16 protein-coding genes are annotated in these 14198 nt (G+C 65.2%); 10 read left to right on the top strand and 6 right to left on the bottom strand.

The features are described 5' to 3' along the window. Positions 1-492: efflux RND transporter periplasmic adaptor subunit (locus ACG97_RS16225; RefSeq protein WP_047968421.1), on the bottom strand; the 492-nt coding region annotated here is incomplete at its 3' end. A gap of 20 nt (positions 493-512) precedes the next feature. Continuing rightward, entirely contained in the window at positions 513-1178 is a 666-nt protein-coding gene (locus ACG97_RS16220; protein ID WP_047968425.1) for a TetR/AcrR family transcriptional regulator, read from the bottom strand. Positions 1179-1427: 249 nt separating this feature from the next. On the opposite strand from ACG97_RS16220, the gene argB reads away from it, so the two are divergent. Then, positions 1428-2300 (top strand): acetylglutamate kinase, encoded by an 873-nt coding sequence (gene argB, locus ACG97_RS16215; protein ID WP_047968420.1) that lies wholly within the window; start codon positions 1428-1430, stop codon positions 2298-2300. Between the two features lie 133 nt (positions 2301-2433). Then, positions 2434-2865 (top strand): CBS domain-containing protein, encoded by a 432-nt coding sequence (locus ACG97_RS16210; protein WP_047968419.1) that lies wholly within the window; start codon positions 2434-2436, stop codon positions 2863-2865. A gap of 89 nt (positions 2866-2954) precedes the next feature. Here the strand turns inward: ACG97_RS16210 and ACG97_RS16205 are convergent, their stop codons facing one another. Continuing rightward, positions 2955-3734 carry an IclR family transcriptional regulator gene (locus tag ACG97_RS16205; RefSeq protein ID WP_047968418.1) on the bottom strand — a complete coding sequence of 260 codons (780 nt, stop codon included), beginning with the start codon at positions 3732-3734 and terminating at the stop codon, positions 2955-2957. Positions 3735-3887: 153 nt separating this feature from the next. On the opposite strand from ACG97_RS16205, the gene ACG97_RS16200 reads away from it, so the two are divergent. The 3 genes from ACG97_RS16200 (at position 3888) to ACG97_RS16190 (ending at position 8148) form a co-directional block, all read left to right on the top strand. Continuing rightward, positions 3888-5075 carry an acyl-CoA dehydrogenase gene (locus ACG97_RS16200; RefSeq protein WP_047968417.1) on the top strand — a complete coding sequence of 396 codons (1188 nt, stop codon included), beginning with the start codon at positions 3888-3890 and terminating at the stop codon, positions 5073-5075. Positions 5076-5238: 163 nt separating this feature from the next. Then, on the top strand, positions 5239-6432 hold the full coding sequence (locus ACG97_RS16195) for a CaiB/BaiF CoA-transferase family protein (RefSeq protein WP_047968416.1): 1194 nt from the start codon (positions 5239-5241) through the stop codon (positions 6430-6432). Between the two features lie 96 nt (positions 6433-6528). Further along, positions 6529-8148: an electron transfer flavoprotein-ubiquinone oxidoreductase gene (locus tag ACG97_RS16190; RefSeq protein WP_047968424.1), complete on the top strand. Its 1620-nt coding sequence runs from the start codon at positions 6529-6531 to the stop codon at positions 8146-8148. 190 nt (positions 8149-8338) lie between these two features. Here ACG97_RS16190 and ACG97_RS16185 read toward each other — a convergent pair whose 3' ends face one another. Continuing rightward, the gene (locus ACG97_RS16185) at positions 8339-8695 is read right to left on the bottom strand and encodes a translation initiation factor Sui1 (RefSeq protein WP_047968415.1); all 357 of its coding nucleotides are present in this window, start codon (positions 8693-8695) and stop codon (positions 8339-8341) included. Between the two features lie 339 nt (positions 8696-9034). On the opposite strand from ACG97_RS16185, the gene ACG97_RS16180 reads away from it, so the two are divergent. From ACG97_RS16180 to ylqF, 4 genes are all read left to right on the top strand, one after another. Next, positions 9035-9565, top strand: a complete 531-nt coding sequence (locus tag ACG97_RS16180) for a hypothetical protein (RefSeq protein ID WP_047968414.1) — start codon at positions 9035-9037, stop codon at positions 9563-9565. A 96-nt stretch (positions 9566-9661) separates the two neighbouring features. Beyond that, positions 9662-10015, top strand: a complete 354-nt coding sequence (locus ACG97_RS16175) for a DUF4870 domain-containing protein (protein WP_047968413.1) — start codon at positions 9662-9664, stop codon at positions 10013-10015. Between the two features lie 62 nt (positions 10016-10077). Beyond that, positions 10078-10290 (top strand): DUF3820 family protein, encoded by a 213-nt coding sequence (locus ACG97_RS16170; protein WP_047968423.1) that lies wholly within the window; start codon positions 10078-10080, stop codon positions 10288-10290. A gap of 3 nt (positions 10291-10293) precedes the next feature. After that, positions 10294-11235: a ribosome biogenesis GTPase YlqF gene (ylqF, locus tag ACG97_RS16165; RefSeq protein WP_047968412.1), complete on the top strand. Its 942-nt coding sequence runs from the start codon at positions 10294-10296 to the stop codon at positions 11233-11235. Positions 11236-11319: 84 nt separating this feature from the next. Here the strand turns inward: ylqF and ruvX are convergent, their stop codons facing one another. Beyond that, the gene (ruvX, locus tag ACG97_RS16160) at positions 11320-11760 is read right to left on the bottom strand and encodes a Holliday junction resolvase RuvX (protein WP_202902807.1); all 441 of its coding nucleotides are present in this window, start codon (positions 11758-11760) and stop codon (positions 11320-11322) included. Further along, complete coding sequence (locus ACG97_RS16155; protein WP_047968411.1) at positions 11744-12304, bottom strand: YqgE/AlgH family protein; 561 nt, start codon at positions 12302-12304, stop codon at positions 11744-11746. Before ACG97_RS16155 ends, ruvX begins: the two co-directional genes overlap by 17 nt. 157 nt (positions 12305-12461) lie before the next feature. Here ACG97_RS16155 and ACG97_RS16150 point away from each other — a divergent pair. After that, positions 12462-14198, top strand: a 1737-nt coding sequence (locus ACG97_RS16150) for a chromosome segregation SMC family protein (protein ID WP_047968410.1), incomplete at its 3' end; no start/stop codon positions are given.

Genomic DNA, 14198 nt, shown 5'->3' with positions numbered 1-14198 from the left:
CTGGTTGCGGCTGGCGGCCAGCGCCGCCTGCGCCTGCTGCAGGCTGGCGCGCGCGCTGCTGACCGCCGCCTGCTGGCGGTCGACCTGTGCCGCGCTGATGAAATTCTGGGTCAGCAACTCGCGGAAGCGCCGGAGATCGGCCTGCTGCTGCAGCAGATTGGCCTGTGCCGCCGCCAGCTGTGCCGCCTTGGCCTGGCTGTCGAGCTGGTAATCGCTGGCATCCAGCACCGCCAGCACCTGGCCGCTCCGCACGCGCTCGCCGCTGTTGACGCGCTTCTCCACCACCTTGCCGGCGACGCGGAAGGCGAGACGGCTCTCCTGGCGGGCGCGGACCTCGCCGCTGAATTGCTGGCTGGCGGCAGCGTCGCTGCTGCTGGCGGTGGTGTAGCGGACCGGGCGGATTTCCTCGACCGGTTTGACCTCGTCCTGGCAGGCGGACAGGGTCAGCAGCAGTGCGCTGGCCAGGGCCAGCCGGTGGTAGTGCGGTGCCATCGTGATTTCCTCGTTGCGTTTTATTGTTGTGGCTGACGGCCGGACATCAGGCCGTTAAGCATCAGGTCCAGCGACAGTTCCAGGTACTGCAGCGGCGGCATGGAACGGTGCTGGCTGTCGGTGATTACCTTGCCGAAGGAGCAGCGCCAGGTCATGGTCAGCATCATCGGCGCCACCAGGGTGTCGACCACCGCGTGCGGGTTGATGTCGCGGAACTCGCCGCGGGCGACGCCGCGCTGCAGGATGCGCAGCAGCATGTTGTGGCTGGGCTCGATCACCTCGTGGTGGTAGAAGCGCGCCAGCTCCGGGAAGTTGGTGGCCTCGGCGAACATCAGCTTGCAGATGCCGGCCAGCGGCGATTCGCCGACTTCCATCCACCAGCGCCGCATCATCAGCCGCAGCAGTTCGGCGCTGCTGCCGTCGAATTGCTGCTCCAGCTCGGCAAAGCTGGCCAGCCGCGTCACCAGGTTCTCGCGCAGCACCGCCTTGAAGATGTCTTCCTTGTTCTCGAAGTACAAATAGGGCGTGCCCTTGGTGACGCCGGCGGCCTTGGCGATGTCTTCCATCTTGGTGGACTTGAAGCCGCGCTCGACAAACAGCGCCAGCGCCGCGTCCAGGATCTCCGCCGGGCGGACTTCCTTGCGGCGGTGCCAGCGGGTGATCGGACAGCAGGATGGTTTGCTCATGGCGGTGTTCTCTGAATACTTGTTCATTAATCTGATGGCCGGACTTTAGTGCAAGAGCTCGGTATCGGCAATTAATAAATCGAAATTTATTTGCAAATGGCGTATTGGCGATGGCGGCCTGTTGCAGCGTTGCCAACAGCCGCTTAATCGCGGCCGGATGTGCACAAACGCCAGCCGAATCGGCCGTGCTTGGGTAGAATGCGGCGCAGCAATAGCTGTTTCTGATTCCGACTACCGTGGAGATGCCCCGTGAGCGTAGCCCCCATCGACAAGGCCGCGATTCTGGCCGAAGCGCTGCCATATATCCGCAGCTTCAACAACAAGACCATCGTGGTGAAATACGGTGGCAACGCGATGACCGACGACAAGCTGAAGGAAGACTTCGCCAAGGACATCGTGCTGCTGAAACTGGTCGGCCTCAACCCGGTGGTGGTGCACGGCGGCGGCCCGCAGATCAATGAGCTGCTGGAGCGCGTCGGCAAGGAAGGCCAGTTCATCCAGGGCATGCGCGTCACCGACAGCGAAACCATGGACGTGGTGGAAATGGTGCTCGGCGGCCTGGTGAACAAGGAAATCGTGTCACTGCTGAACAAGCACGGCGGCAAGGCGGTCGGCATCACCGGCAAGGACGGCCACTTCATCCGCGCCAGCAAGCTGTTCCTGAAATCGGAATCCGATGAAAACATCGACATCGGCCAGGTCGGCGACATCGAGCACATCGACCCGAGCCTGGTGGCGCTGCTGGACAGCCACGACTTCATCCCGGTGATCGCGCCGATCGGTGTCGGCCAGGACGGCGAGGCCTACAACATCAACGCCGACGTGGTCGCCGGCAAGCTGGCCGAGACGCTGAAGGCGGAAAAGCTGGTGCTGATGACCAATACCCCCGGCGTGCTGGACAAGCAGGGCAACCTGCTCACCGGCCTCACCGCAGCCAAGGTCGACGAGCTGTTTGCCGACGGCACCATCAGCGGCGGCATGCTGCCGAAGATCAGTTCGGCGCTGGACGCGGCCAAGAGCGGCGTCAACTCGGTGCACATCATCGACGGCCGCGTACCGCACGCGCTGCTGCTGGAAATCCTCACCGACGAAGGCGTCGGCACCATGATCAAGGCCGGCTGATTCCGCGCCCGTTCCCTGCCAAAGGCCGCTGTTGCGGCCTTTTTCTTTTGGTCCTGGCCGGCGGCTGTCTATATTGAACGCAATACGGTTCTACTCCGGCATATGCCGGGCGGTCATCAAGGGGGAGGGCGGCATGCAAACAGTGCGACAACTGCTGGAAAACAAGGCAATCAAGGAGCTGATCAGCGTCGGGCCGGAAATGACGGTGTTCCAGGCGCTGCAGGTGATGGCGGAACGCGACGTCGGTGCCATCCTGGTGATGGAGATGGGCGATGTGGTCGGCATTTTCTCCGAGCGCGACTATGCGCGGCGCATCGTGCTGCTGGGGCGCACCTCGGCCGGCACCAAGGTGCGCGACATCATGACCAGCAAGGTGATCTTCGTGAGCCCGGAGCAGAGCATCGGCGAGTGCATGGCACTGATGACCGAGCGCCGTATCCGCCACCTGCCGGTGATGGAGGACAACCGCGTGATCGGCCTGCTGTCGATCGGCGACCTGGTGCACGCCACCATCGCCGAGCAGCAGTTCGTGATCGAGCAGCTGGTGAAGTACATCCGCACCTGAGACAGGCGGCACCCGCCGCGCAAAAACGACAAAAGGTTGGCCGCAAGTGTTGCGGCCAACCTTTTGTGCTTGTCGGGACGGCTGCCGGCTCAGGGCACGATCTGGCGCGCCAGCTGCATCAGCGCCGGCGCGATCTGGCGGCGCATGGTGTCGGCGTTGAAGGCGAAGGCCGGGCCGCTGGCATTGAGGCACACCACCGGCATGCCCGGCACCGGCGACGGCAGCGCGACGCCGACCGCCATCACGTCGCGCTCGAACTCGCCGAACGATTCGCTGTAGCCGTATTGCGCATAGTGCTCGCCGCTGGCCTGCAGCCGCGCCGCGACCGCCGGCCAGTCGCCGCCGTAGCGCTGCGCCAGCTCCGGCGCCAGCGCGGCGCGCTCCGCCGGCGACAGGATGGCGTAACAGGCGCGGCCGATGGCGGTACTGGCCAGCGGCACGCGCGAGCCGACGGTGAGCTGCACCGATACCCGCGCCTGGCTGCGGCAGGTTTCCAGATAGACGATGTCGGTGCCGTCGCGCATGCCGAGGCTGACCGAGATGGTGTGCTGCATCGCAAAGTCGCGCATCAGCGGCGACGCGACGCGGCGGATGTCGTAGCTGCCGAGCACGGTGGAGCCCAGCGCCAGCACCGCCAGCCCCAGCCGGTAGTAGCCGGTGTCGTGATCCTGGGACAGGTAGCCGAGCTTGGTCAGGGTATAGGTCAGCCGCGACACGGTGGATTTCGGCAGATCGGTCCGTTGCGCCAGTACCTGGTTGGACAGCGCGCCCTCGCCGGGCTGGAACGCCGCCAGCACGCGCAGGCCACGGGCCAGCGCTCCGACGAACAGGCGGTCTTTTTCCTCGTCTGCAACAGGGTTTGACGACATCGGCAATCGGCTCTCTTTCTGGATGAGTGGCAAGAATAGTGCACCGCCTTATATCGACCAAGAAAAAACTTTACAGCGTCTGGCCGAGTTGTTAGTCTATTTTGCATTGTAGAACGTAATTCCGCAATGCGGAATTACTTAAGGAGAGTCCACATGGCTGCAGCATCCAATCGCGCCCCTTTTCAGTGGGATGACGCACTGTTACTGAACGATCAGCTGACTGACGAAGAACGCATGGTGCGCGACAGCGCCTACGCCTACTGCCAGGGGCGCCTGCTGCCGCGGGTGCTGACGGCCAACCGCGAAGAGCGCTTCGACCGCGAGATCATGAGCGAGATGGGCGAGCTGGGCCTGCTCGGCTGCACCATCGACACCCACGGCTGTGCCGGCCTGTCGCACGTGGCCTACGGCCTGGTGGCGCGTGAAGTGGAACGCGTGGACTCCGGCTACCGCTCGGCGATGTCGGTACAGTCCAGCCTGGTGATGCACCCGATCTGGGCCTACGGCACCGACGCGCAAAAAGACAAGTACCTGCCGAAACTGGCGACCGGCGAATGGGTCGGCTGCTTCGGCCTGACCGAGCCGGATGCCGGCTCCGACCCGGCCGGCATGAAGACCCGCGCCCGCAAGGTGGACGGCGGCTACGTGCTCAACGGCAGCAAGATGTGGATCACCAACAGCCCGATCGCCGACGTGTTCGTGGTGTGGGCCAAGGACGACGACGGCGAGATCCGCGGCTTCGTGCTGGAAAAAGGCATGAAGGGCCTGTCGGCACCGAAGATCGAGGGCAAGTTCTCGCTGCGCGCGTCCATCACCGGCGAAATCGTGATGGACAACGTGGAAGTGGGTGAAGACGCGCTGCTGCCGCACGTGAAAGGCCTGAAAGGCCCGTTCGGCTGCCTGAACAAGGCGCGCTACGGCATCGCCTGGGGCGCGATGGGCGCCGCCGAGTTCTGCTGGCACGGTGCCCGCCAGTACACGCTGGACCGCAAGCAGTTCGGCCGTCCGCTGGCGGCCACCCAGCTGGTGCAGCTGAAGCTGGCCAATATGCAGACCGAAATCAGCCTGGCGCTGCAGGCCGCGCTGCGTGTCGGCCGCCTGATGGACGAAGGCCGTGCCGCGCCGGAAATGATCAGCCTGATCAAGCGCAACAACTGCGGCAAGGCGCTGGACATCGCCCGCGTTGCCCGCGACATGCACGGCGGTAACGGCATTTCCGACGAATTCCACATCATCCGTCACGTGATGAACCTGGAAGCCGTCAACACCTACGAGGGCACGCACGACGTGCACGCCCTGATTCTGGGTCGCGCCCAGACCGGTATTCAGGCGTTTGCCTGATCGCTTGCGGGCGCACCGGGCAAGGGTGTCCCGTGCGCCTGGAGTGTGATGTACCGCCGCCGGCCTCCACCAGCGGCGCGAGTTGGTTCCTGTCTGTCCTTAGGGCTCGGTGCAACCGAGCCATTTTTTTCGCGGCCAAGGTTGGCCGCAAAGGAGAAGCATCATGGCTGGCGCATTGTCGGGTATCAAGGTTCTGGATCTGAGTCGTGTCCTCGCCGGGCCGTGGACCGGGCAGCTGTTGGCCGATCTCGGCGCGGAAGTGATCAAGGTGGAGCGCCCCAGCAGCGGCGACGATACCCGCCACTGGTCGCCGCCCAGCCTGCCGGACGGTACCGCCGCCTATTATCTCGCCGCCAACCGCGGCAAGCAGTCGCTCACCGTCGACATTACCCAGCCGGCCGGGCAGCAGATCGTGCGCCAGCTGGCGACCGAATGCGACGTGCTGCTGGAAAATTACAAGGTCGGCGGCCTGAAGAAGTACGGCCTCGACTATGACAGCCTGCAACAGCTCAACCCGCGGCTGGTGTACTGCTCGATCACCGGCTTTGGCCAGGATGGTCCCTACGCCGAGCTGCCCGGCTACGACTACATCGTGCAGGGCATGTCCGGGCTGATGAGCATCACCGGCCCCGCCGACGGCGAGCCGCACAAGGTCGGCGTCGCGGTCACCGACCTGTTTACCGGCCTGTACGCCGCCAATGCGGTACAGGCGGCACTGCTGTCGCGCCACCACACCGGCGTCGGCCAGTACATCGACATGGCACTGTTCGACTGCGCGCTGGCGATGCTGTCCAACGTCAACATGAACTGGCTGGTCGGCGGCGAAGTGCCGCCGCGGCTGGGCAATGCCCACCCCAATATCGTGCCTTACCAGGTATTCAAGACCGGCGGCGACGGCCATTTCATCCTCGCCTGCGGCAACGACAAGCAGTTCCGCGCGGTGTGCGAGGTACTGCAACTGCCGCAACTGGCCGCCGACGAGCGCTTCGCCAGCAACCCGAAGCGGGTGCAGCACCGTGCCACGCTGGTGCCGCTGCTGGCCGAGGCCTTCATGGCGCGTGGTCGCGACGAATGGCTGAAACTGCTCGATGCTGCCGGCGTGCCGTGCGGCCCGATCAATACCGTCGCCGAGGCATTTGCCGACCCGCAGATTCGTCATCGCGACATGGCGTTGCAGATGACCGACAGTAAAGGGCAGAACGTGCCCCAGGTGGCCTGCCCGATCAAGATGTCAGCCACCCCGCCGCAGTACCTGACGCCGCCACCGGCACTGGGTGAACACACCGACGCGCTGCTGCAGCATCTGGGCTACGACGCGGTGGCAATTGCACAACTGCGCGCCGCCGGAACCGTTTAAACGCTTGTTTGATTTTGACGCGCAGCCACTTTCATTGGCATCATTGCGCTTATTGTCCCCTGCCAGCGCAAAGGAGAAGCGGTGGAACGCGAATACATGGAATACGACGTGGTGGTAGTCGGCGGCGGGCCTTCCGGCCTGTCTGCCGCCATCCGTCTCAAGCAGCTGGCTGCCGAAAAAGGTCAGGAACTCAGTGTCTGTCTGCTGGAAAAAGGCTCCGAAATCGGCGCCCACATCCTGTCCGGCGCCGTGCTGGAGCCACGCACGCTGAACGAGCTGATCCCGGACTGGAAAGAGAAGGGCGCGCCGCTCAACACTCCGGCCAAGCAGGACAGCTTCCTGCTGCTGACCGAAACCGAGTCGATCAAGCTGCCGACCCCGCCGCAGATGAACAATCACGGCAACTACATCATCAGCCTCGGCAACTTCTGTCGCTGGCTGGGGCAGCAGGCGGAAGAACTGGGGGTGGAGATCTATCCCGGCTTTGCTGCCGCCGAAGTGCTGTACCACGCCGACGGCTCGGTCAAGGGCGTGGCCACCGGCAACGTCGGCACCGGCAAGAACGGTGACGAAGAGGGCGAACCGGGCATCGAGCTGTGGGCGAAGCAGACCGTGTTCGCCGAAGGCTGTCGCGGCTCGCTGACCAAGGGCCTGTTCGAGCGCTTCCAGCTGCGCACCGGCGCCGATCCGCAGACCTACGGCATCGGCATCAAGGAATTGTGGGAAGTGAAGCCGGAGCTGCACGAAGCCGGCAAGATCACCCACACCGCCGGCTGGCCGATGGATCAGAAAACCTACGGCGGCTCCTTCCTCTACCATCTGGAAAACAACCAGGTGGTGGTCGGCTTCGTGGTCGGCCTCGATTACGAGAACCCCTACCTGTCGCCGTACGAGGAATTCCAGCGCTTCAAGACCCACCCGGCGATCAAGGGCGTGTTCGAAGGCGGCCGCCGCCTGTCCTACGGCGCACGCGCGATTTCCGAAGGCGGCCTGCAGAGCATCCCGAAACTGACCTTCGCCGGTGGCGTGCTGGTCGGCGATACCGCCGGCTTCCTCAATGTGCCGAAGATCAAGGGTACCCACACCGCGATGAAGTCCGGCATGCTGGCGGCGGAAGCGGTGTTCGCGCTGTTTGCGGCCAACCCCGAGGCGCAGGGCGCGGAAGCGGTCGGCTATACCGCCGCCTTCAAGCAGAGCTGGCTGCATGACGAGCTGCACAGTGTGCGCAACATCCGCCCGGCGTTCCGCTGGGGGCTGTGGCCGGCGATGATCTACTCGGCGATCGACACCTATCTGTTCCGCGGCAAGGCGCCGTGGACGCTGCGCCACAAGCACGCCGACCACGAGTGCCTGAAGCCCAAGGACGAGTGCACGCCGATCAGCTATCCGAAGCCGGACGGGGTGCTGACCTTTGACCGCCTGTCGTCGGTGTTCATCTCCAACACCAACCACAGCGAAGAGCAGCCGCCGCACCTGCAGCTGAAGGACGCGTCGGTGCCGATCCGCATCAACCTGGAAAAGTACGACGCGCCGGAACAGCGCTACTGTCCGGCCGGGGTGTACGAGATCGTCGGTCGCGAAGAGGGCGAGCCACGGCTGCAGATCAACGCGCAGAACTGCGTGCACTGCAAGACCTGTGACATCAAGGACCCGACCCAGAACATCAACTGGGTGACACCGGAAGGTGGCGGCGGGCCGAATTACCCGAACATGTAATCCCGCATCACCCGAACACGCCGCCAGCAGACCGCTGGCGGCGTTTTTCATTGCCGCCAACGCGGGGTGCACCGGTTGGGATGACGCACCGCCCGCGCCGCCCTCTGCTCGCGATCAGGCGTTGGCGTGCCTGCTTTCGCCACTAACGGATCACCGTGGCTCGGATTGCGGCCAAGGTTGGCCGCAAGCTTCAGCCGCCGCTGCGTTTCACCGTCCAGCCCTGCTTTTGCAGCTCGGCCATCAGCAGCGCCACGTGCTCGCCCTGGATCTCAATCTGGCCATCCTTGACCGTGCCGCCGGTGCCGCAGCGCGCCTTCAGCTGCTTGCCCAGCGCCAGCAGTTCGCTGCCGGCCAGCGGCACGCCGCTGATCACCGTCACGCCCTTGCCCTTGCGGCCCTTGGTCTCGTGGCGCACGCGCACGATGCCGTCGCCGGCCGGTGCCGGCGCGCGCTGGCAGACGCAGGCGTCCAGTGGCGCGCGGCAGGCGGGGCACATGCGGCCGTGTTCGGTGGAGTACACCAGTCCGCCGCTGGCATGCTTGTTCATGTTGCGTCCTTGTCCTGTTTGCGAAAAAACTGCATCGTCTGGCCTGCCGATGCAGGAATGACGCATTGTATTGCGCCATCGCGCGCAGCTCAAATGGCGACGCGGCTTGACAGCCGGCGCCGCGCGGGCGCATCATCGTCCGCTATGGCTACTGTTATCCGTTTCGTGTCCCACGCTTATTATTATGGTTACCGCACTTCTCCGGCGGCACCAGGACGCGTCACGGGCTGAATAAGCCTTACCCCGAATCCCTGAATCAATGCCGCCGCACTCTGGCGGCATTGGTGTTTCTGGGCAGTTCCAATGTTTCCGGTTTGCGGCACCCAACGGAGTCCGAACATGGAAAACAATCGATGCTGGCAGCTGCCAGCGACAAACCACGGCATCAGCAGCGCGCTGTGCATCATCAGCGATGTCGAGCACTGCTCGCACCAGCCCGGCAACCCGGTGGCCCGCCTGCAAGCCCTGCTTGCCGGGCAGTCGCAGCCGGCGGTGCTGGAATCGCTGTTCCCCGAAGTGCGCAGCCTGGCCTACCTGTCGGCCGGCGGCCGCTCGCCGCAACGTGCCGACTGGCTGGCGGCGCGGGTGTTGGTGTTTGCGCTGCAGCATCTGGAGCTGGCCAGCCACGAACTGGCACTGATGGACGCGGTAAACCTGCGTTTGCAGCAGCTATCGCGTAAACTGGCACTGGATTGCCCACTATTGCGCTCGTTTTCGCTGTTTTGTGGCGCGCGGCCGTGGCGCACCCACGGTCATGGCGAGCAGCTGCTGAGTGTGGCCACATCGCCGGTGGCGCAATCGCTGGCACTGCGCCGCCAGCTGGCCGCACATCTGGCGCGTTTGCAACAGGCACTGGCGCGGCTGGCGTGATGCCGGCGCACACAAACAGCATGGCTAACAAAGCCTGGCGTGACGGCAGTGCCGCCGCGTAACGGTTTTGTTAGCTATGCTTGAACGGGAGAAGACATGGACGACGGTTATCTGCAACGCGTACCCCGCGCCGACGACACCCTGAAAACCCTGACCCTGGTGGTGTATGCGCTGCAGGCGCTAAGCCTGTTTGTCGGGGTCACCGCCATCGTCGGCATCATCATCAACTACCTCAAGCGTGATGACGCCGCCGGTACCGAGTGGCAAAGCCACTTTGCCTGGCAAATCCGCACCTTCTGGTGGGCGGTGATCGGTTTTGCCGTTTCCTGGCCGCTGATCCTGCTTCTGGGGCTGGGCTTCGTCACCGGTTTTGCGGTGTGGGTGTGGTACGTGTACCGCATCGTGCGCGGTTTTCTGGCGTTTAACGAGCGCCGCCCGCTGCCGCAGTGAATGCTTGCTGCGCATTGGTCACAGCTTTGGCACAATGCGCGGCTGATTTTTGAATGAACGCGATGAATCCCGAACATCTGCAACTGCTCGTCACCCGCGTGATGCCCTACGGCAAGTACAAGGGCCGCGTGATCGCGGACCTGCCCGGGCACTACCTGAACTGGTTTGCCCGCGAGGGCTTTCCGCCGGGCGAGATCGGCCGCCTGCTGGCGCTGATGCAGGAGCTGGATCACAACGGGCTGTCATCGCTGCTCGACCCACTACGAAAGCGATAATACATGGCCATCCAATGGTTCCCCGGACACATGAACAAAGCCAAGAAAGAGCTGCAAGAGCGTCTTGGCGGAATCGATGTGGTCATTGAAATGCTGGACGCGCGCCTGCCGGCCTCCAGCGCCAACCCGATGATCGCGCAGCTGGCCAAGCGCAAGCCGTCGATCAAGGTACTCAACAAGCAGGATCTGGCCGATCCGGCCATCACCCAGCAGTGGCTGAACTGGTATCGCAAGCCGGGCACCATCGCTATCGGCCTTGATGCCTCGGAAAAATCGCCGGCGCAAAAGCTGATCGAGGCCTGCATGGACGTGGCGCCCAATCGCGGCACCATCGACAAGCCGCTGCGGGTGGTGATCTGCGGCATTCCCAACGTCGGCAAGTCGACGCTGATCAACAGCATCACCGGCCGCCGCATCGCCAAGACCGGTAACGAGCCGGGCATCACCAAGGGTCAGCAGCGCATCATGCTGTGCGACGAGATCGAGCTGTTCGATACCCCCGGCATGCTGTGGCCGAAGATCGTGGTGCCGCAGGGCGGCTACAACCTCGCCGCCAGCGGCGCGGTGGGTCGCAACGCGATGGATGAAGAAGAGGTGGCGCTGGAGCTGCTGGCCTACCTGATCCGCTACTACGGCAAGGAGCTGGACGCGCGCTACAACATCGGCGACATCGCCGGCATGCAGGACTGGCAGGTGCTGGAGCAGATCGGCCGCAAGCGTGGCGGCATGCTGCCCGGCGGTCGCGTCAACATCCAGAAGGCATCGGAAATCGTGCTGTCCGACTTCCGCAGCGGCGCCATCGGGCGCATGACGCTGGAGCGGCCGGACGAATGGCGCGCGTGGGAAAAGGCGGCCAAGGAAGCCGCGGTACTGCGCGCCGCGGAGAAGGAAGTCGCGCGTCTGGAGCGCGAGGCCCGCGTCGCCAAGGCCGCCAAGCGCCGCTAATCCGTTGCGGCCAACGTTGGCCGCCAGCGCAAACAAAAAGCCCGCTGCACCGCAGCGGGCTTTTTTTGTGTAGTGGGGCAGGGCTCAGCCCAGACGTTCGCCCGGCTCCTCGAACCACGCCATCACGATCGCCTGTGCCGCCACCTGGTCCAGCACCGGCTTCTGCTTGCGGCCGCGCACGCCGGCTTCCTCCAGCAGGCCCTCGGCGATCACCGAGGTCAGCCGCTCGTCCACCAGCCACACCGGCAGCCGGTAGCGGCCGTGCAGGCGCTGCGCGAACTTGCGGCACAGCGCGGTCAGTGCGTGGGCGTTGCCGTCCATGTGTGTCGGCAGGCCGACGACAAAACCGGTCGGCTGCCACTCCTCAATCAGCTTGCCGATGGCGGCAAAGCGCACCTCGTTGCTGTCGCTGCTGATGGTGGCCAGCGGCGTGGCGATGCCCAGCTCCGGCTCGCCCAGTGCCACGCCGATGCGCTGCTCGCCAAAGTCGAAGCCCAGCAGCGTGCCCTTATGCATGACCGGCATCCGTGCACAGCAGTGACGGGTCGAAGCCCAGCAGCTTGATGGCGCTGTCGAAGCGCGCTTCGCTCGGGGTGTCGAAGATCACCCAGTCGGCGGCGGCGACGGTCAGCCACTGGTTGGCGGCGATTTCCTCTTCCAGCTGGCCCTTTTCCCAGCCGGAATAGCCGAGGCTGACCAGCAGCTTGTCCGGGCCCTGTGCCTCCGATACCGCCTGCAGGATGTCCTTGGAGGTGGTCAGCGCCATGTCGTCGGTGATGGTCAGCGTCGATTGCCAGTTGCCGATCGGCGTGTGCAGCACGAAACCGCGATCCGGCTGTACCGGGCCGCCGAAGTGCACCGGCACGGTATTGGCTTCGTCGTTGGCCAGCGGCAGGTCGATCTGCTCCAGCAGCTGCGCCAGCACCAGGCCGGAGGGCTTGTTGATGATCATGCCCATCGCCCCCTGTTCGCCGTGCTCGCAAATGTAGACGATGCTTTTGGCAAACAGCGGGTCGGTCATGCTGGGCATGGCGATCAGAAAATGATGTGCAAGGGTCAGCGTATCCATGCCTGCATTATGGCAACCATTGTCATGGCCGGCAAAGGACATCGCGCAAAAGCGCCACCGTGGCCGCGCGGCACGGCGGCCGGCCGACAAAGGTTGGCCGCAGCGGCGCGGTTGCTTGCTAAAATGGCAGACTGATTTCTCCTGAGCTGGATACCCCTTGCGCCTCACTCACATCAAACTGGCGGGCTTCAAGTCCTTCGTCGACCCCACCAGCATCGCCGTGCCCGGCCAGCTGGTGGCGGTGATCGGCCCCAACGGTTGCGGCAAGTCCAACGTCATCGACGCCGTGCGCTGGGTGCTGGGCGAGTCGTCGGCCAAGCAGCTGCGCGGCGAATCGATGCAGGACGTGATCTTCAACGGCTCCAGCACGCGCAAGCCGGTATCGCGCGCCTCGGTGGAGCTGGTGTTCGACAACGGCGACGGCCAGCTCACCGGTCCGTGGGGCCAGTACGCCGAGGTATCGATCAAGCGCGTGCTGACGCGGCAGGGTGAATCCAGCTACTACATCAACAACCAGCAGGTGCGCCGCCGCGACATCACCGACCTGTTCCTCGGCACCGGCGTCGGCGCGCGCGGCTACGCGGTGATCGAGCAGGGCATGATCTCGCGCATCATCGAGGCGCGCCCGGAAGAACTGCGCGCCTATCTGGAAGAAGCCGCCGGCGTGTCGCGCTACAAGGAGCGCCGCCGCGAAACCGAAAGCCGCCTCGCCGACACCCGCGACAACCTGACCCGCATCGACGACCTCAAGCTGGAGCTGGAACGCCAGGTCGAGCGCCTCACCGAGCAGGCGGAGGTGGCGGCCAACTACCAGAACATGCGCGGCGCGCTGACCTTCAAGCAGAACCTGCTGGCGCTGGCGCGGCGCGAGGAAGCGGCGTGCAGCGAGGCCGCCGCGCGCAGCGAACTGGCGCGCATCGAAACCGAAGAGGCCGCGCTGGAAGCGGCGCACACCCACCTCGAAGCCGAGCTGGAAACGGTGCGCGAGACGCACTACGCCGCCAGCGACGCGGTGCACGAGGCGCAGCAGGCGCTGTTCGAAGCCAACGCCACGCTGGCGCGGCTGGAAGAACAGCAGCGCCACCGCCTGCAAAGCCGCGAGCGGCTGGAGCGCGATCTGGCCAGCGCCCGCAACGAACGCCAGCAGCTGGCGGAGCAGAAGACCCAGGTCGAGTACGAACTGGACGACTGGCTGCCGCGCCGCGAAGAGGCGCAAATGCGCATGGAAGAGGCGCAGATGGGGCTGGAAGACGGCGCCGACGGCCTGCCCGGTGCCGAGGCCGCGTTCCGCGTTGCCGACCAGCGCCTGGCGCAGATGACGGCGCAGATCGCCAACCTCACCCGCGAACGCGATCTGGCGCGGCAGCAGGGCGAGCACCTGCGCCGCAGCATCGAGCAGCTGGCCGGGCGCGAAGACGCGCTGCGCCGTGAACTGCACGATCTTAATCTGCCCGACAGCGGCGTGCTGGAAGCGGCGCAGGCCGAGGTCGCGCGCGCGCAGGCGGCGCTGGACGCGGTGCGTGCCCGGCTGGTTGCCGACGAAGCTAAGCAGGCGGATCTCGCCAGCGAGCGCGAACAGCTGGACAAGACGCTGCACGAATTCAATAGCGATGCCGCCCGCGCCGAGGCCGAAGTCGCCGCGCTGGACGCGGTGCTGGCACGCGAAGCCGCCGGCGAGCAGCTGGCCGGCTGGCTGGCGGCGCAGCAGCTGGACGGTGCGCCGGCGCTGTGGCAAAGCCTGCAGGTGGACGAACAGTGGCGCAGCGCGGTGGAAGTGGTGCTGGGCGACAGCCTCGCCGCCCGTGCCGCCGCCTTGCCCGGCACGCTGCCGCCGGCGCCGCTGGCACTGGTCGATGGCTCCGCGACGCCGGCCCTTGCGGCCAACCCTGGCCGC

Origin of the sequence: Vogesella sp. EB (assembly GCF_001037925.1) — a bacterium.
GTDB lineage: Bacteria > Pseudomonadota > Gammaproteobacteria > Burkholderiales > Chromobacteriaceae > Vogesella > Vogesella indigofera.
Note: the sequence above shows the minus strand (reverse complement) of the source record. Positions and strands in the feature narration are given on the sequence as shown.